Raw genomic sequence first — 25,855 nt, forward strand, 5'->3', positions numbered from 1 at the left:
GAGGAACGCCTTCAGGAAAAACTGGTAAGGAACCGGACTCAGGCCTTGCGGGCCTTGCGGATCATGGAATTCACCGTTTCGGAGGGCTGGGCGCCATTGGAAAGCCACTTGTCAACCTTTTCCAGGTCGATGGTGTAGTTCACGCCTTCCTTCATGGGATCATAGGAACCCACTTGTTCGATGTAACGGCCGTCACGACGAGCACGGCTGTCGACAACTACGATTTTATAGTAAGGACGGTCCTTGGAACCCTGACGGTTGAGTCTGATTGCTACTGCCATATCAATTATAAGTAAAAGGTGTTAATGGGGAACTTGCGCGCCTTGTCACTCGCATGCGTGCGCGTTCAGCTTCCCATAGCGGGTGCAGATGTATGCGATATAATGGAGTCATTGTCAACACCAGAGTTGTTTTTCCGGTAAAAAAGCCGTTCCGCCCATCCCCCGGTCAGGAAAAACTTTCCACCGCCATGCGCCCGAAGGAGTAAAGCATGCTGAGGCCGAAGCCCGCCAGCACAAGAGACAGCACGCCATCCACCTTTCCCGCATGCCGGTCATAAAAGGAGCGGATGGGCCGCCACCGGAAAATAAGCGCCCACAGAATCCATCCCGCCGTTCCCGTCACTACGATCAACGCTCCGATCAACAGGGCATACGAAGGGTCATGATTTTTTTCCAGCAGCGGGGCGGACAGCGCCACGAAAAAGAACGTGGCCTTGGGATTCATCAGATTGGTCACCAGGGCATCCCGGTAAATGCCGGAGGCCGCGGGAACGTCTTCCCCCGCGGTGATGGCCCCCTTCCCTCCCCGCGGCCATATCTTCCACGCCAGATACAGCATCCAGCAGGAGGCGGCGCAGAACAGCACCAGCCCCAGGGAACTGTGAAAAACGGATGCCCCCACCGTGCACGCCAATGCCGCATGGGCGATCACTCCCGTCCCTATGCCCAGAGCGGCCATGACTCCGGCGCCGAAGCCGTAGGCCAGCGTGCTCCGGGTGACAAAGGCCTGGTCCGGGCCGGGAGACGCCTGGGAGAGCAGCAGGATGCCTGCAAATATGAGTTCTTCCGTCATGGGATAAAGCGGTCCTTACGCCCTGGGATGCGCCTGCCTGTAAACCTCCGCCATCCGGGCCCGCGTCACGTGGGTGTAAATCTGCGTGGTGGAGAGGGAGGCATGCCCCAGCAGTTCCTGCACGGAGCGCAGGTCAGCCCCGGCATCCAGGATATGCGTGGCGAACGTATGCCTGATCTTGTGGGGGGAAATGGTAAAGGGAATGGAGGAGAGCTTCACGTACTTGTCCAGCATCATCTGCACGGCGCGCGCGCTGAGCCTGGTGCCTATGCGGGAAACAAACAGGGGGGAATCCTTCGGCAGGCAAGCCATGGAAGCATAGGTTTCCAGAGCCGCCAGTGCGGGCGCGCCCACAGGCAGGATGCGTTCCTTGCGCCCCTTCCCCATCACCCGCACTCCCCGGAAGCGGTGGTCCACGCTGTTCACGTCCAGCCCCACCAACTCGCTCAGGCGCATGCCGCAGGAATAAAAAAGTTCCAGAATGGCCGCGTCGCGGTAGGGGAGCCAGGCGGGGGCATTGGGGGGCACGGGCACCTTGTACGGAAGCTCCAGCAATTCCAGCATCTGGTTAAGCGTCAGGAAAACGGGCAGGTTCTTCTTTTTCCTGGGGAGGGAGACGCCCGTCATCGGGCTGGCTTCCAATCCGTGGCGGCGCATCATGAACCGGTAAAAACTGCGCAGGGCGGCAAAGCGCAGGCGGATGGTGGCCGTGGCGGCCTCATCCTTCAGCTCCTGGAACAGCCAGTCCCTCATCTGGTCCGGCGTGCAGCTTTCCCACCCCGTGAACGAACCGTCCGCCCAGGTCCGGAACTGGCGCAGCGCGCGGGCATACACCTCCACCGTGTGGGGAGAAGCCTGCTTCTCCACCTCCAGATATTGCAGGAAGGCCTGTTCCGGTTCCAGAGGCTGCTCCATGATGAAGAATCAAGTTATTCCGTGCTTTTATCCTTCTCCTCCCCGGTATCCACCGGAGCCTCCCTCAGCAGCACTTCACTGATATTCGCCCGGATGAACAAGTCAATGTCGTCCGGTTCCTCCATGGCATACAGGGGATTGTCCTGATGGCTGTCCGCCAGGGCCTGCTCCCTCTCCACCGGGCTGAGCACTCCATCCTGGTCCAGATCGTAAAGGTCCATCATTTCCTTCATTTTAGCCCGGTACAGGGCTGCCGCATCCTTCATGACGGCCGCGTGCTCCTCCGGATCAATGCGGCCGTTTCCGTTAGCGTCATACTTCTCCAGCAGCATGTTCCTGGTCAGCAGAAACAGGCCGGGAGCCACCATGAAGCGCTTCTGCCCCGGAGTCCGGATTTCCACCAGGGGAACGACTTCCATCATGGGCGTTCCCGGCTCACTGCCGGGAGGCGGTGGCGGAGGAAGCTCGCTCCGCTTACCCGTTCCGGCATCCGGCTTGCGGGCGCCGCGGCGTTTTTCCACATGCTCCCGGAAGGCCTTATATTCCTCCGGGGAAAGCTTTCCGTCCCCGTCCTTGTCAAACTGCATCACGAATTCCTTCCTGGCCTCCCTGCGCGCAGCGCGCGCATCCTCCACCAGCCGGGCCTTGTCCTGCCCGGAAAGGATGCCGGTTCCGGTACCGTCATACCGGTCCAGGACCATCTGGCGGACCAGAAGGGTTACCTGCAGGAATTCCAGACCGGGCCTGGGCACCGCCTCAGCCTCCTGGCGGTCTCCGGAAGCCACGGACTGCCCTGCCGCAAGCGGCGGAAAACCGAACGCCAGCGCAGCGGAGCACGATATAATAAAAGTGTGGGGCAATCTCATGGTCATTCTTATTAACCCCGCCGGAAAAAGACGGTTTCAAAAATAAACATCCGCCCCTGCCGTCGGGCGACACGGGCGGATGCTGAAAACGTATGGAAAGGGTGAAGACCTTATTTCTCCACCTGAACGATGGCATTCTTTTCCATTTCAACCACCACGCCTTCCGCAATCTTGAGGGAAACGGTGCGGTCATTCACTTTTTCCACAAAACCGTGCAGGCCCGCGTTCGTGATCACCTGGTCCCCGCGCTGCAGGGCGGCGATGCGCGCCTGCTGTTCCTTCTGGGCTTTCCGCTGCGGACGGATCAGCATCACCCAGAACAGGACGATGATAATCACAAACATGAACATGGGGCTGCTGAGGATCTGCTGGAACATATTTCCAGATTCCTGTCCGGCGGCGGCATCCTGGGCCTGTGCTAACATGAAGATATTCATAAAATGTTATTTGCTTTGTATCGCGCGATGAATGAATCCTTGAAGGAGCCGAACATGCCGGCGGCTATGGCCTCACGCGCCTGAGCCATCAGCCGCAGATAGAATTCCAGATTCTGGAAAGAAAGCAATCTTAAAGCGAGTATTTCACCGGCTTTAAACAGATGGCGCACGTAAGCACGGGAGAATTGTGTGACATGCGGATGCCCTTCCGGGTCGATCGGGCGGGAATCCGCAGCCCAGCGCTGGTTCTTGATATGCATGGGACCGTCCGGAGTCAGGGCCACGCCGTGGCGCGCCAGGCGCGTGGGCATTACGCAGTCGAACATGTCCACGCCGCGGGCGATCATCTCCAGAAGCTGAGGGGGCGTGCCCAGCCCCATGGCGTAACGCGGCTTGTCCTCCGGCAGCCAGGGGGCGGAATGGTCAATGGCGCGCAGCATCTCCTCCTCAGGCTCGCCCACGGAAACCCCGCCGATGGCATAACCGTCAAAGTCCATGGCAGCCAGTTCCTCCGCGCACCTTTTCCTCAAATCCGCATAAACGGACCCCTGCACAATGCCGAAATGGTGCTGGCGCCCCTCCCCGGAACGGGGCTCGTGTTCCCGCACCCAGTCCTTGCAGCGGCGCGCCCAACGGAGCGTGTAGCCCAGGGAAGCCTCCGCGTACTTCCTGTCGCAGGGATAGGGGGGGCACTCGTCAAACAGCATGGCGATGTCACTGCCCAGGTCCGCCTGAATCTCCATGGAACGCTCCGGGCTCAGCATCATGTACGCGCCGTCCAAATGGTTCTGGAACCGCACCCCTTCCTCCGTAATCTTGCGGAGTTTGGCAAGGGACCAGACCTGGAAGCCGCCGGAATCCGTCAGAATGGGGCGGTTCCAGGAGGAAAACCGGTGCAGGCCTCCCATCTCCCGGATCAGGGAGGACCCGGGACGCAGGGACAAATGGTAGGTATTCCCCAGGATGATCTTCGCTCCCAGGGATTCCAGATCCTGCGGATGCATGGTCTTGACGGAACCCTGCGTACCCACCGGCATGAAAATAGGGGTGGGCACCTGTCCATGGGGCAAATCAAGCGTGCCCAGGCGTGCGGCTGTGGTGGAGTCTTTCTGGTGAAGTGTAAAAGGCATGGTAATCAGGCTTTCTGCAATTTAATGAAACGGGCGCGGTAAATCGGTTTTCCCATGGACTCCCATTGAAGCTGGAAATCCGTTTTGGGGTAAAAAAACTCGTCTTCATCCCAGCCTGCGCGGCTGAACAGGCCGCTGCGCTCCACATGGTCCAGCACCCACTGGAAATACTCTTCATGGTCCGTCTTGAACAGGAACTCCCCGCCGTCAGCCAGGGAGCGGTGCAGCACGGGCAGAAAATCATCCTGTACCAGGCGGTTCTTATGGTGCCTTTCCTTGGGCCATGGGTCCGGGCACAGGTAATGCAGCCTGGAAATGCACCCCGGCCGCATCAGCCACTCCAGAAAATAGCGGCTCTCCACCCGGAGCACCTTCACGTTTTCCAGTTCCCGGACTGCCGCGCGGGAGCAGACGCCCCGCACCCGGCCCAGCAGCCGCTCAATGCCCAGAAAACGGCGTTCCGGATAATGGGCCGCCATCTGGAGCAGGAACCCTCCGTCCCCGCAGCCCAAATCCACCTCAAACGGTCCGGCCGCGCCAAAAATATCGGAGGGCGCCAGCACCTTGAAAAAATCGTCTGGGATAAAGGCCGGATCTGTCATGGGAATCAACGTGCGCATAAGATGCGTTACAAAACGGACTCTGTCAAATGAGAAGAGCCCCTCCCCGCAAACATGGCGGGAAGAGGCCCGGAGAGACGGAATCACCGCGCCGGGACAGCCTCAGCTCCGGTAATAAAGGCGGTTGTAAATCTTGCGGTCAAAACGGTAATAGCGCGCCGCCCGGTGGGCCACCCCCTCCTCCTTCTCATCCAGGGGGACGATGTAGGGCCGGGAGGCGATCTTCTTATGGAAATTGCGCACGTCCATCGGTTTGCCGTGAATCTCCTCATTCAGCCTCCTGAGCTGGAGCGCCGTAAACTTGGCGGGCAGCATGTCGTAAATCAGCGCGGGCTCCTTCTTCACGGAAGAGCGTATCCTCTCCAGGGCCAGGTCAATAATGTCCCGGTGGTCAAACGCCAGTTCCGGAAGCCCGTCCACCGGCACCCAGCGGGTCTTGTGGCTCTCCATCAACTTGCGCAGCTTGGTGGAAATCCTCAGCATGGCCATATACGCCACCGTCACCAGACGGCCGATCTTCTGGCCGGAGACGGCCTCCACCCATTCCCGGTCCGCCGGGTTCTTGATGCGCGCCGGAGCACCGAAGGTATGAAACTGCTCCAAATGGGGAGAAGACATGCCCGTCATGTCAAACAGGATGCGGCGTGCCGCGGCGTCCAGCTCTTCATCCTCATAAATCAAATCGCCGGGCAGCTTGGAAATAGCGCCGGTATGGCCCGGTTCGACATGCGTCTTTTCAACCAGAAGGACCTTCAGCCCTTCCTCATCGAACCCGATCAACACACAATCCACTGAGAGATGCGGATAAAATGCCTGTCTGCTCATTATGTTATCTATATTATTGTAGTAAGTTCCCAGAATCGCACCAACGCTACGCAAGCGGCCCAGTCAAGTCAACCAAAATCAAAACCTGATCCGGAAAGTCCGCGGCGTGCCGCTCCGGCCCTCCGGAGAAGCCTTTTCCCCGGAAGGGAAAACGCGTCAGCGTCTTGCAATCCGCCGTATTCCCGTCCATATATAACCTATGCGCACGGGCATCATCAGCGGAGCGGCCATGCTGGCCGGGCTGTTATGGCTGGCAGCCTGCTCCTCCTCCCCCAAAAGCCGGGACTACCCCGGCTACATGACCCGTCCCTACACCATCCGGGGCCACCGCTACCACCCCATGAGCGTGGAGCAGGCCCTGTCCTATGAACAAACCGGCATTGCCTCCCACTATAACGAATGCGCCCTGTGGGGACTCGTCAGCGGGGAAACGGCCATTGGAGAAAACGTGCGCCCCTGGCACCTGCACGCGGCGCACCCCACCCTGCCCCTCCCCTGCGAGGTGCTCGTCCAATCCCTGCGCACGGGGAAAACCGTGAAAGTCCGCGTCAACGACCGCGGCCCCTTCATCAAAAACCGCCTTATTGACCTGAGTGAAAAAGCCGCGGAACGGCTGGACATGAAACACCACGGGCTGGACCGCGTCAGAATCACCGTTCTTTCCGTGGGAGACGGCAAATGGAAGCGGGAAGCGCCGCCCTACGCCACGCCGGCCTGACTCACTTCAGCACGTTCTGCGTGGTCTTGAAATGCATCTTGGCCACCTTCGGCAGCATCTCCTCCCCGTGCACGGCCACCAGCTGGCGGGCGGCCTTCACCACTTGGCCGGAGGCACCCAGCGGCAGCTTCATGCCTGCGGCCTCGCCGGCCGCGTCCATCCAGTTCACAAAACGTTCACGCGCCAGAATGGACGCAGCAGCCACCGCCACGTCACTTTCCGCCCGGACGCGCTGTTCCAGCCGGATGGACAGTTTTTTGGCCGCCAGCGCCCTTTTCAGGACAAACGGATTGGCAAACTGGTCGCTCAGCGCCATGGGGCAGTCCGGCACCTTGGCCGCCAGCCCTTCAATCACCGTGGCATGGCCCCAGGCCAGAAAACGGTTCAAATTCCTGAACTCCGGGTAAAGCTGGTTGTAGCGTTCCGGGCCTATGCTTACCAGATGGAACCGGATGCCCGGAACCTTGCGTATCCCTTCCGCCAGGGAACGGATTCTGGCGGAGGAGCCCACCAGCTTGCTGTCGCAGACGCCCAGCTTGCGCAGCGCGGCGCTGATGCGGCCGTCCACATAAACTCCGGCCACCACCAGCGGACCGAAGTAATCCCCCTTGCCGCTCTCATCAATGCCGAAATGGGCTCCCGTTTTTCCTCCCTCCTCCTCCGCTTCCGCAGGGAGGGACAGAATGCCCGTCACCTGCGGCTCCAGGGTAAACTCTATAAACTCGTCCGTTCCCTTCCCCTGAAGAAGGAGCTTGTTCTTCTTCTCGTAAACCGTCGCCAGCAGGGAGGGTCCTGCAAAGGAAAAGCGCGCGTAAGGCACCTCCCTTTTCTCAAACCCCTTTCCCTCCAGAATGGACTCAAGCCTTCCGGCCTGAGCGTCAGTCAGCATGGTTGTAAATGTGGTGCGCATATCCTCCCTCCCGGCGCCGGAGCGTCCGGCGGCGAATAATGGAAGCATTCAAACCGCTCCGGTCAAGCAAAATCCTCGCATCGCGCGGTTGCGGACGCAAAAATCAAGCATGCCACGGATTATATGATTTTTTAGGAGACAAATCACGGACGCTGAACTATAAAACTCATACATTCATATCATTCTGCACTCCATATGGCTAAAACATTAACAAAACGAGACCTCGTTAACAAGATCAGCGCCGAAACCAACTTCACCCAGATTGAAGTGTTCGACATCGTACAACGTGCCGTGGACATTATCTCCAGCACACTTGCGGAAGGTGACCGTGTGGTGATTCGCAACTTCGGCACCTTCCAGGTGAAGGAAGTGAAGCCCAAAGTAGGCCGCAATCCCAAGAATCCTGACCAGGACGTGCCGATTCCCGCCCGTTCCGTCGTCAAGTTCAAGGTAGGCAAGGAACTGAAGGACCAGGTCGCCAAGCTGACCGCTTCCAAGTAACCTTCCCCGGCAGGAACCAGACAAATTACTCCGGGCGCCTCCATTCAGCAATGGAGGCGCCTTTTTGTTTGCAATTTGCGCGGCAATCGTGAAAATAGGAAACCGTGAGCATGTTCCGGATACAGCACATTCTCCTGATCGCCGCCGCCGGGCTCTGCTCCTGCGCTACCGAACGTACGGTGACGACGAGCATGCAGCCCAAACAGCGTCCGGATTCCCCAAAAACGGATGCGGAGCTGATGGACGCGCTGGAAGCAAAATTCGCCGGCGGCTTCGGCCAGCAGGCGGACAAGGAGGGCAACACCACCATGGTCTCCCAGAAGCGGAGCTCCTTTGAAGGGCTCCGTTACAACGGAGACACGTCCCAGATTGAAAAAAAGGCTTTTGAAACCACCGCCTTTGAAAAAAAGAAATTTGACGGAGCCGCCACCAAATTTGAAACCAAAAAATGGGACGGCGTCAAATCCTTCACGGATGGCAAAGTAGATACCCCTGACTTCATCGCCCACGCCAAGGGGGTGAATACCCATTCCTGGCAGGATGCGTCCAAACAATACGCCACCCAGAAATCCGACTTTGAGGGCCGTTCCTGGAAAGACGCGGACAAACACCTGGGCCGCACCGTCAACAAGGACATTGAAGCCAGGCGGCAAAGCTTTGAACAGCCCTCCATCATGAGCGCACGGCAGGCCCAGGCGCGCACCATCCAGGAAACCCGGGAAATGATGGGGCGGACGGACTAGGTCCACACCGTTCCGGACGTGGTCCCATGCCACATTTCAGGTTCGACATTGTTTTCAGCCGCCATCTATAATCCAGCCCGTGAGTGCCAAAGACGTTCCTCCTTCCATCACCCTGCCTACCAGCGACTACTATACCATTGTCAAAATGAGCAATCATGCCGTCGTGGGAGTATTCCGCCAGCATGTCTTTGCCCGCCGCAGCACGCGCCGTTACGCGCCTCCCATCCCGGAGGAACACGACTCCTACTGCGTCAAAAGAACGCCTGAACGTGTCATGGTTCAAATCTTTCATGACGGCAACGAAGTTTACCGTTGCATTTTTGTACCGCCTGCCGATTATTGACGGCAGGACAACCATGAACGCGCCTTTTATCAGTCCGGCCTTTTGCCTGATCACAAGCCTGATTGCAGCCTGCTCCTCCCCCTCCGGCCCCAATGCGTGGACGCCGGTCACTTCCGGTCCGCCGCGCGCGCCCATCCCGCAGAACGAAGTTCTGGTCATTGATGAATATCCCATGGGGGAATACACGAATGTGGGGCACTTTAACGGTCCGGAAGGGCGTATTGTCCATGTATCCATGGAAGACAAGGAACTGATTAACTACTTCACCAAGGAAGCGGCGGCCATGGGCGGCAACACCGTCGTCATCAGGGAACCGCGCATCCGCTACCGTTCCGGGGAAGGCAAGAGCAGCCGGGTGGACGTCATCCATGTGCGGGAGGAAATGGGAACGCACGGAGCGGAGGACCTGGGCATGGATTCCCTGCCCATTGATGAAGAATCCCTCCGGATTTATTAATCCGGCCGGCCCTTTCACTATTCCCCCCGCGCGGTCTTCCGCACGGGGGATTTTTTAACCTTTCCTGTTAGCCGCGCCGCAATGCGGGCACTCCGCACGCGGATTCCCGTCCCGTACATAAAACCGGAACCCGCAAATGCGGCACCGGACCTTGTGCCTGCGGTCCAGGAAAGACCGCACCCAGGCCGTCACCAGGCAGGCGAACACCACGGCACAAAAAGCGCCCGCTCCCATCAGGAACAGATGCAGCAAAAACTCCCGGAGGGACATGCTCACGGCTCTTCCTCCTTCCATTCAATGGACATGGTGCCGCTGCGCGGCTCCCTGGACGGGGTCCAGCGCAGGGACCGGGCAAACCGCATGGCGGACTCATCCGCCCCGGAACTCCCGGAAGACTCCATCAGCAGCACCTGGGAGGGCACGCCCCAGACGTCCACCACCACAAAAAACTCGCTCCTCAACCCCGTATGGTCCTCGCTTCTGGAAAAACCGGACAGGGGCCCGGCGGTGACAATCTGCCCGTCCAGCCCCGGAGAACAAAAAGACAGGTACGGGATGCACGTGCCGGAAACATCCAGGGAAGGATTCAACATGGCGCGGATATGAAAATCCGGATGCTGCCACATGCGCCAGACCTGGTCCGTCACCGTGGGCACGGAGACGGGCGGGAGGGGCGCCAGAGGAGTGTCCTCTGAACGCAGGGAGGGCAGCGTGATGCCCGTTTCCCCGATTGGCCCCGCCGTCACCGGATCCGCCCAGACAGGCCCCCTCACGGGCAGGGGCGTATTGCGCAGCACATACTGGTGCAGGCGCGGATTATCCGCGGGCAGCAGCACAACGGCGCCCGGCTGCTCCCCCGTCTTGCGCGCTCCCGGAACATCCACATGGACAAACAGGGCGGCAATGAACAGGCAGACGCCGAACACAAGCATCCACAGCAAAATACGCCAGCGCAAAATGCCGGTATCCCGCCAGTCAAACGTCAACCCCAGATGAAGGTCGAAAATCTTGGCCCGGCTCTTTTTGTTCAGCTTCATGCGGAAAAAAGGGAAAAAATCAATCCGCCGGCTCCGCGGCAATATAGCACGTCATTCCCTTGGCAAGCACCATGTCCACCAGCTCCTGTTCCAGAGCGCGGGAAACAGCGGAATCCAGCCTCAGCGCAATACTCATGCGCCCGCTTCCGTTCCCCTCATGCTCCCGGGAAATACGGTCCAGCTCCGCGGAAACCCCGGGCAGGCCACCCTCAATCAGGCGGTTCCCGATGTAAAAAGCCGGCTGGTCCCCGGCCGTAACGGAAATAAACTCCGCATCCCCCACAATGTTCATCAGGAACCGTGAAGACGGAGCCTTCACCTCATACCCGTACGCCATTCCCACGCGGGAAGTCATGATCGTCAGCACACAAACCAGGACAACGAGATCCAGCAGGACGACCACCTGCATGAAAAACGCCCCGGTAGGCAACGTTGAACGGGTCTTGATCTGCACGCGCTTCCTCCTTCCTGGGTTACCTTATACTCCGCGTCCCGTCATGCTCTCCCCCTCCTCGCGCCTCCGGCGTGCGTCGCACACCAGGCAGACAGCCTCCGTGCCGGCCCGTTCCAGGGAATGCACGATCTGGCGGGAACGGGAAGCCAGGTAGGAATAAAACAGATACGCCGGAATCGCAATGCTCAGCCCCAGCGCGGAACTCAGCAGGGCCTGGTAAACGGCGTCCGACATGGCGAGGGTGGGAGCCTTCCCTTCCAGCAGTCCCGGCTGGGAGTAAAAGCCCACCAGCCCCTGAATGGTCCCCAGCACGCCGATCAGCGGGCTGACGGTAGCCACCACCAGCAGGCCGCGGATATTCTTCTCAATCTGGAACACCTCCATCTGCACGGAATCCTCCGCCACGGCGCGCAGCTCCTCGCGCGGCAGGCCGGAATGAGCCAGCACGGAGGAAACCACGCGGGGAGCAGGCCCCGGAAGAATGGAAGCCTCATGCCGGGCTTCATCCACGCTGCCGGCGTTCACCAGTTTGGAAATGCCCCTTAAAAAATCCCCGGTATTAATCTGAATCCTGTGGAAATATAAAATCCGCTCCGCCACGACCGCCAGCGCATACACGGCCAGAACGCTCAAAACCCAGAACAACGGCCCTATCTTGATGATCAATTCATTCATAACCCTCTTTCTCGCGTTAAATCATGCACACTTTTCGTGAAAATTCAATCCAAACCTATGTAGCCCGGCACCCGAACTTCTGCAGCAACCGCGTTCCGGCCCACAGCAAAACGGCGCCAATCCACAGCCATGAACCGAAAAACAACAGCCACACCGCATCAAACAGGCACATGCCGGAAAGCAGCAGGCCAACCGCCGCCTGAACGCGGGGCCTGCCCGCCTCACGCCGGGCCACCAGGGAAATCACGCACGTAAACGCAAACAGGCCGAAGGCATACCAGGCCAGCGCCGGAGGCAGAGAAGGCTCCCCCGCCGCATGGACAAACACCAGCCCCGCCGCCAGAACCCACAACCCGCGGCACAGCCCCATCAGGAAAATGGACCCGCTCCACAGCTTGTGGAACATATTATACAGGGAAATCACGATCAGCAGCAGGGCCCCCAGCGCAAACTCCCCGCCCAGCACCATATTCAGCACCAAGCCGGACAACCCGGCCGCCAGGGCCAGAAGCCTCAGCACGGACACGCTCACGGCTCCGCACGGCACCGGACGGTCCGGATAACGGGACGCGTCCCACCGGGCGTCCACACGGTCATTCTCCCACATGCCGTACAAATAAAAACACAGCCCCATCAGCACCGCGCCGACGTACAATCCGGCAGGCGGCAGCTCCGCCCCGCGGACAGCGGCCCAGGCCGCCGCCGCATTGGTCAACAGCGTGGGAATATTGGCCGGACGGGAGGAACGGACCACTCCCTGCAATAAACGGCAATTGTGCATCACCGCGCACTGTATAGGGAAAAACGGCATATACCAAGCACATCCACAGTCAGCAGAAGCGCGGGGAAAGCCCTACCTTCCATGAGGGACTCCAGCCATACATACCAAAAAATAGATTGTCTTTGCAGGTCCGTCCCCTATCATCCTGAGACATTAAAGCTTTTCCTTACCCCTTCATGAATATCAGGACCCACTTCCAGGCGCTTCTCATCTGTACCATGGCCGTATCTGCACAGGGGCAAAGCATCACGGACCCGCACTCCTCCCTCCCCCGGGCCGTCCAGCTTCACGGGGATGACGGAAGGGAAACGGTGCTCCCGGACGAATCCAAGCGCATTTCCCCGAATGAGGCCCCGGCCTCCCGCATCCAGCCCCAGCGCATCGTCAACCGGATAGCGGCTACCGTGAACGGACGCCCCATCACGGCCAATGAAGTCAGCGTGCGGCTCATGCCCATCGGCGCCCAGCTGGCGGCCCAGTACCCCAAGCAGGGGCCAGAATTCTACAAGCAGCTAGCCCTGGCGAAGAAAAACATCATTGAAGACCTAGTGGAGCGCGAACTCCTCCGCAATGAATTCGAAGGCATGGGCGGCGTCATCCGCGATTCCCTGATCGACCAGGAAATCAACCGCACCATCCTCACCACCTTCAACGGCGACCGCTCCGCCTTCCTGAAAAATCTGAACCTGTCCGGCATGACCATCCGCGCTTTCCGGGAAATGACGAAAAAACAGCTCCAGGTCCAGATCATGCGCGCCTCCAAGTACGACCAGGAAATCCCGCCCACCCCGGAAGAAATACGGCAGGAATACGAGGCGACCAAGGAACAATACCGGGACCTGACCAAGGACAAGATCAAATTCAAGAAAATCTTCATCCCCATGCTGGGGGACGACTCCGCCTCCACGCCGGAAGTGCAGCTCAACTTGGCGGAACTCATCGCCAAGGAAATCAAATCCAAAAACGCCTCCTTTGAAGACATGGCCAAGCGCTACTCCAAGGACCTGTATGCGGAAAAGGGCGGCGACTGGCCCGTCACGGAACGCTCCACGCTCTCCCCGGAATCCGCCGCCATCATCTTTGGAGCCCGGACCGGAGAAATCATCGGGCCGCTTGTAGACGCCACCGGCTTCACCATCGTGCTGGTGGAAAAGAAGGAACTGGCCCCGGCCCCCCCGCTCTCCGCCATCAAGGAGCAGATTGACATGATGGCGCGCAACAAGCGCAGCAACGAACGCTACAAAAAATGGGTGGAGCGCCTCCGTAAAAAAGCCATCGTCAAGGTGTACATCTGATTCCTCCCCATCCCCACTTCTCCCCCATTGCCGGACCGGCCATTCAACGAAGCCGGTCCGGCATTTTCTTTTCATCCCCCCTCGGCTCTTGTCCACCAACCGAACCTTCCGCGCCACTCTCACTTCCAGGGGGGCCTTCCGGGCCAAGGCACTTTCCGGAAGACGGGTCCATTCATACAGGACCGGCGTCCCCGGGTCATCACGCCTGACACGTGAGGGCCGGATGAAAAAACCTGGTCAGAAACCGTGTCCTGCGGAATAAAAATCTTGCAAGATCGCGGATTTCCAGTCGTAATATCACAGATATGTTCACCAACATTACACGCACGACCCTCTGCATCACTGCGTTCAGCATCGCCAGCCTCATGGCGGCTCCCCTGGACGTAACCAAAACGGAGAGCCTGGACTGGAACTGGAAATTTGCCCGTTTCGGAAAAATGCCGGATGGCAGCACACAGCCGGAGCCCGGGAAAGCCATGGGATTCGCCACTGCCACCAGTGAGGAATCCGGTAATCCGGCGGACAATGCCGTGGATGGGGACAAATCCACCCGCTGGTGTGCCGACGGCGGCAAAAGCGGGGAAAAAATCACCGTGGACATGGGCCGTCCCGTGGATGTGAAAACCATCAACATCCTTTGGGAAAAACAGAACAACCATCTTTTCAAGCTGGAAGGCTCCGGTGACGGGAAACGCTGGACGACCATTGAAGACAAAACTTCCGGACAAAACAACTCCAAGGAAGACACGGTGGAAAACAAGGGCGGCAAGCCCCGCTACTTCCGCATTACCTGCACGGGCAACAACCAGGGGAACTGGGCCAGCATCCGTGAAATCACCTTTAAAGACGGCAAGGGGGAAATCATCCGCCCTCAGGCCGCTACCGGAGCCAGCAAGGCTGACCACCCCTCCAGCCCGGGCTTCAACGACAAAAACTGGCGTTCCCTGAACCTGCCGCATGACTGGGGTGTGGAGGGACCGTACCGCATGGACCTGCCCAATGAAACCGGCAAGCTCCCTTGGGACGGCATCGGCTGGTACCGCAAGACGCTGGAAGTTCCCGCGGACGCCAAGGGCAACCAATTCTATCTGGACTTTGACGGCATCATGTCCCGCCCGAAAATCTATGTGAACGGGGACCTGGCCGGAGAATGGAAATACGGTTACGGCTCCTTCCGCGTGGACATCACGCCCTTCCTGAAATTCGGCCAGAAAAACACCATTGCCGTCAGGGTGGACAATCCCCCCAACTCCTCCCGCTGGTATCCGGGCGGCGGCATCCACCGCCACGTCTGGCTCACGGAATCCAACCCCGTGCACATTGAACACTGGGGCGTCTTCGTCAAAACTCCGGAAGTCACCAAATCCGCCGCCAAGGTGGAAGTGGACACTACAGTGAAAAACACCACGGACAAGCCCGTCATTCCCACCGTTACGGAAGAAATCCTGGACGGTGACAAGGTAGTGGCTGCGGCCACCACCAAGGGGGAAGCCATTCCCGCCGGGGAAAAGGGCAAGGTCACCAGCACGCTGTCCCTTAAAAACCCCATCCTGTGGACGCTCCAGGCCCCCCATCTGTACAAGATGAAGACCACCGTCAAGCTGGGTGACAAAATCATTGACCAGAAGCTCACGAACTTTGGCGTACGCACGATTGAATGGAAACCTACGGGCTTCTACCTCAACGGAGAACGCGTTCAGCTCAAGGGCGTCTGCCAGCACCATGACCTGGGGCCGCTGGGCGGAGCCGCCCATACGCGCGGCTATGAACGCCAGATTGAAATCCTGAAGGAATTCGGCGTCAACTCCATCCGTACCTCCCACAACCCCCCCGCGCCGGAAGTGCTGGACCTGTGCGACAAGATGGGCATCCTGGTCATTGACGAACTCTTTGACATGTGGCACAGCGCCAAAAAGGGGCAGGACTACCACAACTACTTTGACGAATGGCATGAACGCGACCTGGTCAACTTCTGCCACCGGGACCGCAACCATCCCAGCGTCATCGCCTGGAGCACGGGCAATGAAGTGCCGGAACAGGGCAATAAAAACCTGCACCACGTCTCCCAGACCCTCACGGACCTCTTCCACCGGGAAGACCCCACCCGCAAGGTGACGGCAGGCTGCAATGACGCCAACGCCGCCCGGAACGGCTTTGGCGATACCATGGACGTTTACGGCTACAACTACAAGCCCTGGGCGTACAAGGCCTTCTCCAAGGACCGTCCGGACCAGCCCTTCTATGCCAGTGAAACCTCCTCCTGCGTCAGCACGCGCGGAGAATACTTCTTCCCCGTGGACTGGAACAAGGGCAAAGGCTTCTTCCTCTACCAGGTCAGTTCCTACGACCTGTACGCCCCCGGCTGGGCCTACCGCCCGGACGTGGAATTCGCCGCTCAGGACGACAACCCCAACAGCGCGGGCGAATACGTGTGGACGGGCTTCGACTACCTGGGCGAACCCACCCCGTACAACCTGGACGCCACCAACGCCCTGAACGTGCCGGAAGGGCCGGAACGCGAAAAACTGATGGCGGAACTCAAGAAAATGGGCAACCGCGCTCCCTCCCGCAGCTCCTACTTCGGCATCGTGGACCTGTGCGGCTTCAAGAAAGACCGCTTCTACATCTACCAGGCCCACTGGAGGCCGGACGTCAAGATGGCCCACATCCTGCCGCACTGGAACTGGCCGGAACGCAAGGGGGAAGTAACGCCCGTGCACGTCTACACCAGCGGGGATGAAGCGGAACTCTTCCTGAACGGAAAATCCCAGGGCGTCCGCAAAAAGGGCACCGGAGAAAAGGACCGCTACCGCCTCGTGTGGGAAGACGTGAAATACACGCCCGGCACCCTCAAGGTAGTCGTCAAAAAGGACGGGAAGCCCTGGGCTACGGATACGGTAACCACCACCGGAAAACCGGCGGCGCTCACCCTCAAGCCGGACCGTAGTGAAATCAAGGGAGACGGCTATGACCTCTCCTACGTCACCGTGGCCGTCCGTGACGCGCAGGGCCGCATGGTGCCCCGCAGCAAAAACCAGCTCACCTTCAAGGTAAGCGGTCCGGCGGACATCGCCGGCATCTGCAACGGAGACCCCACGGACTTCACCACCATGGCCAATCCGGAAAACAAGAACATCATGAAAATCAAGGCCTTCAACGGCCTGGCCCAGGTTGTTCTGCGCTCCCGCAAGGGTGAATCCGGAAAAGTGACGCTCCAGGTCATCTCCAACGGCCTCAAGCCGGCCCAGACGACCGTGACGGTTAAATAAACCAGATACGGGGCATCTACTACGGCCGCCGGTTCCCGCCAGGGAACCGGCGGCTTTTTCATGCGCCCGCCTCCGGAACGGAAAAGGCCCGTTTTCCCCCATTTACCGGACAGGTAGGGATTGAAAGAAAAAAACTTTATGGTACCCTGTTGCCCATGTCTGATCTGCCCAAAGCATATGATCCCTCCCTGGTGGAAGAAAAATGGCAATCCCGCTGGATTGAAGAAGGTTGTTTCAAGGCTGACCCGGCTTCTGAAAAGCCTGCCTACTCCATCGTCATTCCCCCTCCCAACGTCACGGGAGTGCTCCACCTGGGCCATGTGCTGAACAACACCATCCAGGACATCCTGGTGCGCCGCGCGCGCCAGAAGGGATATGAAGCCCTGTGGCTGCCCGGTACGGACCACGCGGGCATCGCCACCCAGGTGCGGGTGGAAAAAGACCTCAAGCAGACGACGGGCCAGAGCCGCCATGACCTGGGCCGGGAAGCCTTTCTGGAAAAAGTCTGGGAATGGAAGGAAAAGCACGGCGGCATCATCATCAACCAGCTCCACAAGCTGGGCTGTTCCTGTGACTGGGACCGTGAACGCTTCACGATGGATGAGAAATACACCAAAGCCGTCGGGCAGGTCTTCATTGACCTCTTCAGGGAAGGCCTCATCTACCGCGGGCGCCGCATGGTCAACTGGTGCCCCGTTTCCCTTACCGCGCTCTCCGATGAGGAAGTCATCATGACGGAGCAGAAAAGCAAGCTCTACACTGTCCTGTACAAGCTGGAAGACGGTTCCGGAGCTCTGCATGTGGCCACGACACGCCCGGAAACCATCATGGCGGACGTGGCCGTGGCTGTGAACCCCAAGGACCCGCGGTACGCCCATCTCATCGGCAAAAACGTCATGCGCCCGCTCAACGCCGCCCCCATTCCCGTCATCGGGGATGAATACGTGGAAATAGAATTCGGCACCGGCGCCCTGAAAATCACTCCGGCCCATGACAAGGCGGACTTTGAAATAGGCCGGAAATTCAATCTGGAAATCATCGACATCCTTACCCCGGACGGCCATGTCAACTGCCCGGAAGTGCCGGAACTGCACGGCATGGACCGCTTTGACGCGCGCCGGAAATCCGTGGAAATGCTGGAAGCTGCCGGTCTCATGGTCAAGATTGAAGACTATGACAACAAGGTGGGTTTCTCCGAACGCGCCAACGTCCCCATTGAACCGCGCCTCTCCATGCAGTGGTTCCTCAAATACCCCTGCGTGAAGGAGGCGGCGGACGCCGTGGCTGGCGGAGACATCACCTTCCGCCCGGCCCGCTGGGCGAAAACCTATGCCCACTGGCTGGAAAACATCCAGGACTGGTGCATCTCCCGCCAGCTCTGGTGGGGCCACCGTATCCCGGTCTGGTACAGGAAGGACAAGGCGGAGGAACTCAGGAACGCTCCGGCCCTGGACGCCTCCGCCCTGGAACAGGGCAGCCTTTACGTGGGAACCGAGCCGCCGGCGGATCCGGAAAACTGGATTCAGGACAGCGACGTCATGGACACGTGGTTCTCCTCCTGGCTGTGGCCCTTCTCCACCATGGATGACGAAACCCGCGCCAAATTCTACCCCACCTCGGACCTCGTCACGGGACCGGACATCATCTTCTTCTGGGTGGCCCGCATGATCATGGCCGGTTACCGCTTCCAGCATGACAAGCCGTTCAGCAACGTCTTCTTCACGTCCATCATCCGCGACAAGATCGGGCGCAAAATGAGCAAATCCCTGGGCAACTCCCCGGACCCGCTGGACCTGATTGCCAACTACGGCGCGGACGGCCTCCGCTTTGGCCTCATGCGCATCGCCCCCACGGGCACGGACGTGCGCTTTGACGAAAGCCAGATCGGCGAAGGCAGGAACTTTGCCAACAAGCTCTACAACGCCACCCGCTTCCGCCTGATGCAGGGCGCGGCGGAAGAAGGAGCGGCACCGCACTACTCCCCCGTGCACATCGCCATCATCTCCAAGCTCAAACAGCTTCATGCGGATGTGGAAAAAGCGCTGGCGGACTATGAATTCAACGCCCTCATCCAGGCCCTGTACCAATTCTTCTGGAACGAATACTGCGACCGCTTCCTGGAAGCCGTCAAGGGCGACCTGAGGGACGGCGCGGACCCTGCCGCGCGGGCGGCCACGCTTACCACCATGGACACGGTGCTCAGGCACTACCTGGCCCTGCTCCATCCCGTCATGCCGCACATCACGGAAGAACTCTGGTCCTCCCTGGGCTTTGCGGACTCCAACGGCGGCCTACCGCTCATGCGCACTCCCCTTCCCTCCGCAGACACCCTGCTGGCCGGACTGGATGAAAACCGCATCACGCTAGCGAACACCCAGGCAGCCGCCCTCTATGAAACGGCCAACAAGGCGCGCAACCTAAAGGCGGAATATGACCTCTCCAACAACAAAAACGTCAGCTTCATCCTGAAAACCGCGCATGACGTCCCGCAGGACATCCTCTCCCGCCTCTCCATCCTGGCGAATGCCAAATCCGTCACCCGGAATGCGGGCTACGCGGCGCCCAAGGGAACGCCTGCGGCCCTGACGCCGCTGGGAGAACTCTTCCTCCCCCTGGACGGGCTCATTGACGTGGAAGCGGAAAAGGAACGCCTGGGCAAGGAACTGGATAAAATTGCCAGGGAAATCGCCAAATCCTCCGCCAAGCTGGGCAATGCGGGCTTTGTGGAAAGAGCTCCGGCAGAAGTCGTGGAGCAGGAAAAAGCCCGCCTGGCGGATTGGGAAGCAAAACAGGCCCAACTGAAAGGCATGCTTGATTCCCTTTCCTAATCATCTATTCTTCCGGGAATGAATGACCTTCAACAGTACTTTGCCGGCCATGAGCAATTCATTGAATTGCTGGAAGCGGTCGGCATAGGGACTCTTGAACAATTCGCTTCCGTGGATCCCCTCACCGTTTTGCCTGAACTCCATCAGGCAAAACGGATGCTTAAGCTGAACACTGCAATTCCCCCGGCCCCTCTATTCAGGGCATGGGTGGAGCAGGCGCTTTCATCCCCCACTGCGCCGGAACCGGCAGACCTGCCCGGCGCCCAGGCTCCACTCCCCCTTGCCGTTCCCATTGCGGAACCAGCCACGCCGCCGGCAGCCCCACGGAACCCCGTTCCGGCCCGGGAAAAACGGCAGCGGCCGTCTGACAGCCCTGCAAAACACCTCTCCACCAAGGCGAGGCTTCAGGAAGAACAAAGCTACCAGCCCGCCAAGCCTGCCCATGCTCCTCAGGAGCCGAAAACCTACCTGCGCAAAAAAGGTGTCAGACACATGACCCCCTTCCGGACGTGGCTGGGGGCGGCCTCCGTTCTTCTGCTCTTCGTCTCCATCCTCTTCTCCGTTGCGGTGACTACCTTGGTGCTTCTCAACGGGGAACGCGGCTGGCAAATCATCAGCCTCTGCTTTGGCCCTCTGTTCCTGGCGCTCATTCTGTACCTCTCCCTGGCCCTTCCCCGGAAATGCAGCGTATGCCGGGCGCACGTCTTCTCCTTTAAAAAATACACCCGCAACAAGGCGGCGCATTACCTCCCCCTCTTCGGCTATGTATTTGCCACGGCCCTGCACGTGTTCCTCTTCCGCTGGTTCCGGTGCCCGGCCTGCGGTTCCTCCCAGCAACTGGAAAAAACACGTGCTGAACAAAGCAAGCGCTGAGCACTGGGCCTGTTCCTGTCGCACGGTTTTCCGGGACTGCCCAGATCCCTTCCCGCGCGGAATAACTGCAAGCAGCCTCCTCCTCCCTTCACAGTGCTGCAACAGGCGCCATGAGCGCCAGTTTAACGCCCTCTCTCCGGAGTCTTCTTTTCCGCATCCATCCTGCCATATCCGGATTCAGAAGCACAGGCTGTCTTTCCGGATACATCTTCGCACACTCCTTCCAGAGGCAGCACGTGCGGCCTGCCGGCAGCCTGCGGCGCGCTCCCGCCTGAAACTTCAGCAACAGGCCAGGCTCTTCTAATCCTTGCGCATGGGGGAAAAACGGAGCAACAAAAAACGCCGCCCTCTTTTTCAGAGGACGGCGTTCCAAAATCCTGAGGTGTCTTAATTAGAGCACTTCCGGAGCAAGGGAAACAATCTTCATGAACTTCTTTTCACGGAGTTCACGGGCGACCGGCCCGAAGATACGGGTGCCGCGCGGGTTGTTGTCCTTGTCAATGATGACGACGGCGTTACCGTCAAAGCGCAGCACGGAGCCGTCATCACGGCGGATCGGGGCGGCGGTGCGCACCACCACGGCCTTCACCACGGTACCCTTCTTCACGGAAGCGGTCGGAATGGATTCGCGGATGTGGCAGGTAATAATGTCGCCAATGTGGGCCTGACGGGTGCGCTTGCCGATGACGCCAATCATCTTGGCGGAGCGGGCGCCGGTATTGTCGGCCACCTGGACTAGGGATTCCATCTGGATCATGGTATCAAATCTCCTTTATTTAATGGTTGATTCCTGATTAGTGGGTCAGCACTTCCACCAGCTCCCAGCACTTGAGCTTGGAAAGCGGGCGGGTTTCAACGATACGTACCTTATCGCCTACCTTGGCCGTGGAGTTTTCGTCATGGGCGTAGAACTTCTTGCTCTTCTTGACGATCTTCTTGAACTTGGGGTGCGGAACGCGGGCAACGTATTCCACAACGATGGTCTTGTCCATCTTGGTGGAGGTCACCACGCCGATGCGCGTCTTGCGAAGGCCGGGCTTCTTGGTTGTTTCGGTTTGTTCGGACATTGGATTCTAAAAGTGTTAGAATGTTCTGTTGTTACCGGAAATCCTCAGCTTACGCTTCCCCGGTTTCACCCTTAATGGTAAGGGCACGGGCAAGGTCCTTGCGGACAGTGCGGATTCTCTGGTTGTTTTCCAGCTGGCCGGTGGCCTGCTGGAGACGGAGATTGAAGAGTTCTTCACGAAGGCTGCGCACCAGAGCGGAAAGCTCCTTGGCGGACATAGCACGAAGTTCTTTGGGAGAGTTCTTGTCGGACATGGTGATGAGTAGCTTTAGTGTTGAACGCCTTGACGGTAGACAAAGCGGGTAGGCACGCCCAGCTTGTTGGAAGCCAGACGAAGGGCTTCACGGGCCTGGGATTCGGTCACGCCGCCAACTTCAAACAGAATGTTGCCGGGGCGGACAACGGCCACCCAGCCTTCCACGGCGCCCTTGCCCTTACCCATACGGGTATCCGGGGGACGGGACGTGAAGGACTTCTGCGGGAAAATGCGGATGAACACCTTACCTTTACGTTTCAGGTAACGGTTGATCGCAATACGGCAGGCTTCAATCTGGTTGTTGGTGATCCAACCGCGGTCGAGCACCTGAAGGCCGAAGTCACCAAAGGCAACATAGGTACCGCTCGTGGCATTGCCGGAACGGCTGCCGCGGTGCATCTTGCGGTGCTTCACTCTTTTGGGCATTAAAGGCATATCTTATTCCTCCTTGTGTTAAGTGTGATGAACAATGTGATGGCGGCTTGATTAGGCACGCGGACGACGGGGACCGCGGGGGCCGGACGGGCGGGAATTCTGCTGGTTGTTGACGACTTCATCGCGCTTGTTGACCCAGCACTTCACGCCAATGATGCCGTAAAGGGTGCGGGCTTCGGCGAAACCGTAGTCAATCGGGGTGCGGAGCGTCTGCAACGGCACTTTGCCTTCGCGGTACCATTCGGCACGGGCGATGTCGGCGCCGCCGAGACGGCCGGCGCAGCGGATGCGGATGCCGTCGGCGCCACGTTCCATGGCTACCTGCACGGCGCGCTTCATGGCGCGGCGGAAGGAAACGCGGCGTTCCAGCTGAACGGCCACGTTCTCAGCAATGAGCTGGGCGTCCGTTTCAGGGGAGCGGATTTCCACAATGTCAATGTTGACCTGGGTGGAAGCGCCGCACAGGCCCTGGAGGTACTGGCGGATCTTTTCAATTTCTTCACCCTTGCGGCCGATGACAAGACCCGGACGGGCAGTATGGACGGTAATGCGGACGCTGTTCCAGGCGCGTTCAATCACGATGCTGGAGACGGCGGCGGACATCAACTGTTCCTTGATGTACTTGCGCATCACCAAGTCTTCATGCAGCTTGGTGGCGTAATCCTGGCCCGTGGCGTACCACTTGGAGCGCCAGTCCTTGTTGACGGCGAGGCGGAACCCGATTGGATTTACTTTCTGACCCATGATATTAGTTCAGCTATATGTGTGTTAGATTGGTATGGCCTAGCCTTCTTGATCGGCCAGGATAACGGTGATATGGGATGTGCGCTTGCGGATCATGTTGGCGGATCCACGGGCGCGGGGCATCGTGCGGCGCATGGTGGGGCCTTCATCGACCATGACGGATTTGACCACCAGCGTATCAACGGACAGTTCCGCATTGTTTTCGGCATTGGCCAAAGCGGACTTGAGCGTCTTATTCAGCAGGTAGGCACCCTTCTTGGGGGTGTAGGACAGGATGTCGGTCGCCTGGGAGACGGACAAGCCTTGGATTTCTTGAGCAATATCGCGCATCTTCTTGGCAGAGATGCGGGCGTATTTGTAAACAGCTTTCACTTCCATGGGTTTTTCCTCGTAGTGCAGGTTATTGATGAAGATGATTTAGTCGTTGGTTTTTACTGAGGCAGAATCTCCGACGCGCACCGGATCGGCTGGCGCCACAAGTTTCTGAACAAGCGCGCCACATACTTCCTTGCGGACGTCCGTGACCACGGCTTCTCCGATGGTTTGCGCTCCCCGGGTCACCTGTACAGGCATCCCGACTTGCATCCCCGCCGTCTTGCCGGCGTTCAGCACCACCACTCCGGATTCGGAGTCAATGCTGAGCACCTTGGCTTCCGCCAGGGTCCCCGCGCCATCTCGCACGGGCTGTTGCCTGTATCCCAGAACGGAGTCCAGCAGGCGCAGGGAGCTTTCCACCGCGGTCCTGGAGTTTGCATCCTCGGATATGGCTTGTTTCATGTAGGCGAGGATGGCTCCGGAGAGCTTGACGGACGCCTGTTCCAACCGCTGGATGCGGTCATTGAGAACTTCGATGTCTGCCATCGCCTGAATCAGGCGCTCCTCACTATTACCTAGCGCTGCGCCTCCCAAAGCTTCCAGCCGGGAACGGATGTCCACCAGCTGGGCGGCCGCCTTGTCGGCGTCGCTGCGGGCCTGGACATAAGATGCCTTAAGAGCCGCATTCTGCTTTTCGAGACGCTCGATTCTGCGCGTCAGTGCCGCCGTATCCTCTTCCGCTCCCTGCAGCATTCCGCCCAGCCCCACAAGGGTGGTGAGGGAGTACGCAAGGATGGAAGAAGAGTTCGACATGTTGATTGTTAACTTACTGATTACTTCTTACCGATACCGCCGTGCTGTTTGAAGACACGAGTCGGGGCAAATTCACCAAGCTTGTGGCCTACCATGTTTTCCGTGACGTACACGGTGGCAAAGTTCTTGCCGGCGTGCACCAGGAAGGTCAGACCGACGAAGTCAGGCGTAATCATGGATGCGCGGCTCCAGGTCTTGATCGGCTTGCGGTCACCGGATTCAAGCTGAGCGTCAACCTTGGTGAGAAGCTTCTGACTGACAAAAGGGCCTTTTTTGAGAGAACGTCCCATGTTATATGATCCTAGTTAAAGTTATTGTGTATTGGTTACTTGGCGTTGCGGCGCTGTACGATGACGGAGTCGCTGGGCTTGCGGAGACGGCGAGTCTTCTGGCCCTTGACGTGACCCCACGGGGACTTGAGGTGCTGGCGGCCACCACCGGACTTGGACTTACCTTCACCACCACCGTTCGGGTGGTCGACGGGGTTCATCGTCATACCGCGCACGGTGGGACGAACGCCCATCCAGCGGGTGCGGCCGGCCTTGCCGGACATTTCGTTCATGTGCTGGGTATTGCCTACCTGACCGATGGTGCAGTAGCAATCCTCATTGAAACGGCGGATTTCACCGGAGGGCATCTTGATCAGGGCATAGCCGGCTTCACGGTTGGAAACGATGGCCTGCTGACCGGCTGCGCGGGCAACCTTGCCGCCGGAACCCGGACGGATTTCAATGTTGTGAACGGAGGTACCCAGGGGAACGTTCTTCAGGGGCATGGCATTGCCTACCTTGGGAGCAACCTTCTGGCCGCTTTCCACCTTCATGCCCACCTGGAGACCCGTGGGGGCCAGGATGTAGGACTTTTCACCGTCCTTGTATTCAATCAGGGCGATGCGGCAGGTGCGGTTGGGATCATATTCAATCGTAAGCACGGTGGCGGGCACGTCAAACTTGTTGCGCTTGAAGTCCACCAAGCGATACTTGCGCTTGTGGCCACCGCCGATGTGGCGGGTGGTGATGCGGCCGTTGTTGTTGCGGCCGCCGGATTTCTTGAGGGGTCTGCAGAGACTCTTTTCCGGGGTGGAGGTGGTGATTTCGTCAAAGGACGGCCACACCTTGTAGCGGTTAGAGGGAGTAACTGGCTTGAATGACTTGAGGGACATGATAGCTTTCCTTCCTAATAGGGGGCGTTAAACGAGGTCAAGGGTTTCACCGTTGGCAAGCTTGATGTAAGCTTTTTTCCAATGGGCGGTGCGACCTGCATCAGCGCGGCGCTGACGCTTGAGCTTGCCGTCATAGTTGGCGGTGCGCACGGAAGCGACCTTCTTGCCGAAAGCAACTTCGACAGCCTTTTTGATTTCGATTTTGTTGGCGTCACGGTCAACTTCAAGGACCAGCTCACCAGTGGTTTCCTGGAGCATGGTGGCCTTTTCGCTGATGCGCACCTTCTTGATGACTTGGTAAATGTCTTTCATG

Annotated in this window: 33 protein-coding genes; 9 read left to right on the top strand and 24 right to left on the bottom strand. The window is 58.9% G+C overall.

Translation table 11 applies throughout. The features are described from left to right. Window positions 1-38: 38 nt before the first annotated feature. The 8 genes from rpsP to ABGM91_RS01585 form a co-directional block, all read right to left on the bottom strand. Window positions 39-281, bottom strand: coding sequence for a 30S ribosomal protein S16 (gene rpsP / locus ABGM91_RS01550; RefSeq protein ID WP_102712343.1), 243 nt, complete (start codon window positions 279-281; stop codon window positions 39-41). Between the two features lie 166 nt (window positions 282-447). After that, window positions 448-1,074 (bottom strand): LysE family translocator, encoded by a 627-nt coding sequence (locus ABGM91_RS01555; protein WP_290565350.1) that lies wholly within the window; start codon window positions 1,072-1,074, stop codon window positions 448-450. A gap of 15 nt (window positions 1,075-1,089) precedes the next feature. Next, window positions 1,090-1,989: a tyrosine recombinase XerC gene (locus tag ABGM91_RS01560; protein WP_290565349.1), complete on the bottom strand. Its 900-nt coding sequence runs from the start codon at window positions 1,987-1,989 to the stop codon at window positions 1,090-1,092. A 14-nt stretch (window positions 1,990-2,003) separates the two neighbouring features. Beyond that, window positions 2,004-2,861: an EF-hand domain-containing protein gene (locus ABGM91_RS01565; RefSeq protein WP_290565348.1), complete on the bottom strand. Its 858-nt coding sequence runs from the start codon at window positions 2,859-2,861 to the stop codon at window positions 2,004-2,006. A 104-nt stretch (window positions 2,862-2,965) separates the two neighbouring features. Beyond that, window positions 2,966-3,280, bottom strand: coding sequence for a preprotein translocase subunit YajC (gene yajC / locus ABGM91_RS01570; RefSeq protein ID WP_290565347.1), 315 nt, complete (start codon window positions 3,278-3,280; stop codon window positions 2,966-2,968). Window positions 3,281-3,288: 8 nt separating this feature from the next. Continuing rightward, complete coding sequence (gene tgt / locus ABGM91_RS01575) at window positions 3,289-4,422, bottom strand: tRNA guanosine(34) transglycosylase Tgt (RefSeq protein WP_290565346.1); 1,134 nt, start codon at window positions 4,420-4,422, stop codon at window positions 3,289-3,291. A gap of 5 nt (window positions 4,423-4,427) precedes the next feature. After that, complete coding sequence (trmB, locus tag ABGM91_RS01580; protein ID WP_290565345.1) at window positions 4,428-5,024, bottom strand: tRNA (guanosine(46)-N7)-methyltransferase TrmB; 597 nt, start codon at window positions 5,022-5,024, stop codon at window positions 4,428-4,430. 120 nt (window positions 5,025-5,144) lie between these two features. Then, window positions 5,145-5,867 (bottom strand): NUDIX domain-containing protein, encoded by a 723-nt coding sequence (locus ABGM91_RS01585; protein WP_215427047.1) that lies wholly within the window; start codon window positions 5,865-5,867, stop codon window positions 5,145-5,147. A gap of 199 nt (window positions 5,868-6,066) precedes the next feature. On the opposite strand from ABGM91_RS01585, the gene ABGM91_RS01590 reads away from it, so the two are divergent. Next, window positions 6,067-6,585 (top strand): septal ring lytic transglycosylase RlpA family protein, encoded by a 519-nt coding sequence (locus ABGM91_RS01590; RefSeq protein WP_215427048.1) that lies wholly within the window; start codon window positions 6,067-6,069, stop codon window positions 6,583-6,585. A 1-nt stretch (window position 6,586) separates the two neighbouring features. Here the strand turns inward: ABGM91_RS01590 and rnhC are convergent, their stop codons facing one another. Beyond that, the gene (gene rnhC / locus ABGM91_RS01595) at window positions 6,587-7,474 is read right to left on the bottom strand and encodes a ribonuclease HIII (protein ID WP_354833181.1); all 888 of its coding nucleotides are present in this window, start codon (window positions 7,472-7,474) and stop codon (window positions 6,587-6,589) included. 189 nt (window positions 7,475-7,663) lie between these two features. On the opposite strand from rnhC, the gene ABGM91_RS01600 reads away from it, so the two are divergent. The 4 genes from ABGM91_RS01600 to ABGM91_RS01615 all read left to right on the top strand — a co-directional run bounded on the left by ABGM91_RS01600 (window position 7,664) and on the right by ABGM91_RS01615 (window position 9,539). Beyond that, entirely contained in the window at window positions 7,664-7,996 is a 333-nt protein-coding gene (locus tag ABGM91_RS01600) for an HU family DNA-binding protein (protein WP_256150996.1), read from the top strand. 110 nt (window positions 7,997-8,106) lie between these two features. Next, entirely contained in the window at window positions 8,107-8,739 is a 633-nt protein-coding gene (locus ABGM91_RS01605) for a hypothetical protein (RefSeq protein ID WP_354833183.1), read from the top strand. 79 nt (window positions 8,740-8,818) lie between these two features. Continuing rightward, complete coding sequence (locus ABGM91_RS01610; RefSeq protein ID WP_012419340.1) at window positions 8,819-9,082, top strand: hypothetical protein; 264 nt, start codon at window positions 8,819-8,821, stop codon at window positions 9,080-9,082. Between the two features lie 13 nt (window positions 9,083-9,095). Continuing rightward, on the top strand, window positions 9,096-9,539 hold the full coding sequence (locus ABGM91_RS01615) for a hypothetical protein (protein WP_215427051.1): 444 nt from the start codon (window positions 9,096-9,098) through the stop codon (window positions 9,537-9,539). A gap of 54 nt (window positions 9,540-9,593) precedes the next feature. Here ABGM91_RS01615 and ABGM91_RS01620 read toward each other — a convergent pair whose 3' ends face one another. The 5 genes from ABGM91_RS01620 to ABGM91_RS01640 are packed head-to-tail and all read right to left on the bottom strand — an operon-like array spanning window position 9,594 to window position 12,486. After that, window positions 9,594-9,815, bottom strand: coding sequence for a hypothetical protein (locus ABGM91_RS01620; RefSeq protein ID WP_354833186.1), 222 nt, complete (start codon window positions 9,813-9,815; stop codon window positions 9,594-9,596). Then, window positions 9,812-10,576 carry a hypothetical protein gene (locus ABGM91_RS01625; protein WP_354833188.1) on the bottom strand — a complete coding sequence of 255 codons (765 nt, stop codon included), beginning with the start codon at window positions 10,574-10,576 and terminating at the stop codon, window positions 9,812-9,814. The genes ABGM91_RS01620 and ABGM91_RS01625 overlap by 4 nt, the downstream gene beginning before the upstream one ends. A 19-nt stretch (window positions 10,577-10,595) precedes the next feature. Then, window positions 10,596-11,030, bottom strand: a complete 435-nt coding sequence (locus ABGM91_RS01630; protein ID WP_215427054.1) for a hypothetical protein — start codon at window positions 11,028-11,030, stop codon at window positions 10,596-10,598. A 24-nt stretch (window positions 11,031-11,054) separates the two neighbouring features. Then, window positions 11,055-11,705 carry a MotA/TolQ/ExbB proton channel family protein gene (locus tag ABGM91_RS01635; RefSeq protein WP_102712316.1) on the bottom strand — a complete coding sequence of 217 codons (651 nt, stop codon included), beginning with the start codon at window positions 11,703-11,705 and terminating at the stop codon, window positions 11,055-11,057. Between the two features lie 55 nt (window positions 11,706-11,760). Then, window positions 11,761-12,486, bottom strand: coding sequence for a UbiA family prenyltransferase (locus ABGM91_RS01640; RefSeq protein ID WP_354833191.1), 726 nt, complete (start codon window positions 12,484-12,486; stop codon window positions 11,761-11,763). 176 nt (window positions 12,487-12,662) lie between these two features. Between ABGM91_RS01640 and ABGM91_RS01645 the strand changes: the two genes are divergently transcribed. From ABGM91_RS01645 to ABGM91_RS01660, 4 genes are all read left to right on the top strand, one after another. Next, window positions 12,663-13,781 carry a peptidylprolyl isomerase gene (locus ABGM91_RS01645; RefSeq protein ID WP_354833193.1) on the top strand — a complete coding sequence of 373 codons (1,119 nt, stop codon included), beginning with the start codon at window positions 12,663-12,665 and terminating at the stop codon, window positions 13,779-13,781. Between the two features lie 305 nt (window positions 13,782-14,086). Continuing rightward, window positions 14,087-17,050, top strand: coding sequence for a beta-galactosidase GalB (gene galB / locus ABGM91_RS01650; protein WP_354833195.1), 2,964 nt, complete (start codon window positions 14,087-14,089; stop codon window positions 17,048-17,050). Between the two features lie 155 nt (window positions 17,051-17,205). Next, window positions 17,206-19,878, top strand: coding sequence for a valine--tRNA ligase (locus ABGM91_RS01655; protein WP_354833197.1), 2,673 nt, complete (start codon window positions 17,206-17,208; stop codon window positions 19,876-19,878). A gap of 18 nt (window positions 19,879-19,896) precedes the next feature. Next, a complete protein-coding gene (locus tag ABGM91_RS01660) occupies window positions 19,897-20,751 on the top strand; it encodes a hypothetical protein (RefSeq protein ID WP_354833199.1) in 855 nt (284 codons plus the stop codon). 391 nt (window positions 20,752-21,142) lie between these two features. Here ABGM91_RS01660 and rplN read toward each other — a convergent pair whose 3' ends face one another. Genes rplN through rplW form a run of 10 tightly spaced genes read right to left on the bottom strand, consistent with a single transcriptional unit; the run spans window position 21,143 to window position 25,854 of the window. Further along, window positions 21,143-21,508: a 50S ribosomal protein L14 gene (rplN, locus tag ABGM91_RS01665; protein WP_012419350.1), complete on the bottom strand. Its 366-nt coding sequence runs from the start codon at window positions 21,506-21,508 to the stop codon at window positions 21,143-21,145. A 37-nt stretch (window positions 21,509-21,545) separates the two neighbouring features. Further along, entirely contained in the window at window positions 21,546-21,818 is a 273-nt protein-coding gene (gene rpsQ / locus ABGM91_RS01670; RefSeq protein ID WP_102712302.1) for a 30S ribosomal protein S17, read from the bottom strand. A 49-nt stretch (window positions 21,819-21,867) separates the two neighbouring features. Beyond that, complete coding sequence (rpmC, locus tag ABGM91_RS01675; protein ID WP_022397797.1) at window positions 21,868-22,071, bottom strand: 50S ribosomal protein L29; 204 nt, start codon at window positions 22,069-22,071, stop codon at window positions 21,868-21,870. A 14-nt stretch (window positions 22,072-22,085) separates the two neighbouring features. Continuing rightward, window positions 22,086-22,508 (bottom strand): 50S ribosomal protein L16, encoded by a 423-nt coding sequence (rplP, locus tag ABGM91_RS01680; protein WP_022397796.1) that lies wholly within the window; start codon window positions 22,506-22,508, stop codon window positions 22,086-22,088. A gap of 51 nt (window positions 22,509-22,559) precedes the next feature. Continuing rightward, the gene (rpsC, locus tag ABGM91_RS01685; protein WP_215427060.1) at window positions 22,560-23,252 is read right to left on the bottom strand and encodes a 30S ribosomal protein S3; all 693 of its coding nucleotides are present in this window, start codon (window positions 23,250-23,252) and stop codon (window positions 22,560-22,562) included. A gap of 39 nt (window positions 23,253-23,291) precedes the next feature. After that, window positions 23,292-23,630 carry a 50S ribosomal protein L22 gene (gene rplV / locus ABGM91_RS01690; protein ID WP_102712300.1) on the bottom strand — a complete coding sequence of 113 codons (339 nt, stop codon included), beginning with the start codon at window positions 23,628-23,630 and terminating at the stop codon, window positions 23,292-23,294. A 39-nt stretch (window positions 23,631-23,669) separates the two neighbouring features. Further along, window positions 23,670-24,380 carry a hypothetical protein gene (locus ABGM91_RS01695; RefSeq protein ID WP_290565333.1) on the bottom strand — a complete coding sequence of 237 codons (711 nt, stop codon included), beginning with the start codon at window positions 24,378-24,380 and terminating at the stop codon, window positions 23,670-23,672. Window positions 24,381-24,400: 20 nt separating this feature from the next. Further along, window positions 24,401-24,670 (bottom strand): 30S ribosomal protein S19, encoded by a 270-nt coding sequence (rpsS, locus tag ABGM91_RS01700; protein WP_102712296.1) that lies wholly within the window; start codon window positions 24,668-24,670, stop codon window positions 24,401-24,403. Window positions 24,671-24,705: 35 nt separating this feature from the next. Then, window positions 24,706-25,542: a 50S ribosomal protein L2 gene (rplB, locus tag ABGM91_RS01705; protein WP_012419358.1), complete on the bottom strand. Its 837-nt coding sequence runs from the start codon at window positions 25,540-25,542 to the stop codon at window positions 24,706-24,708. Between the two features lie 27 nt (window positions 25,543-25,569). Further along, window positions 25,570-25,854, bottom strand: coding sequence for a 50S ribosomal protein L23 (gene rplW / locus ABGM91_RS01710; protein ID WP_022397790.1), 285 nt, complete (start codon window positions 25,852-25,854; stop codon window positions 25,570-25,572). Window position 25,855: the final 1 nt, after the last annotated feature.

Source organism: Akkermansia muciniphila (assembly GCF_040616545.1).
In the GTDB taxonomy this organism is placed as follows: domain Bacteria; phylum Verrucomicrobiota; class Verrucomicrobiia; order Verrucomicrobiales; family Akkermansiaceae; genus Akkermansia; species Akkermansia muciniphila_E.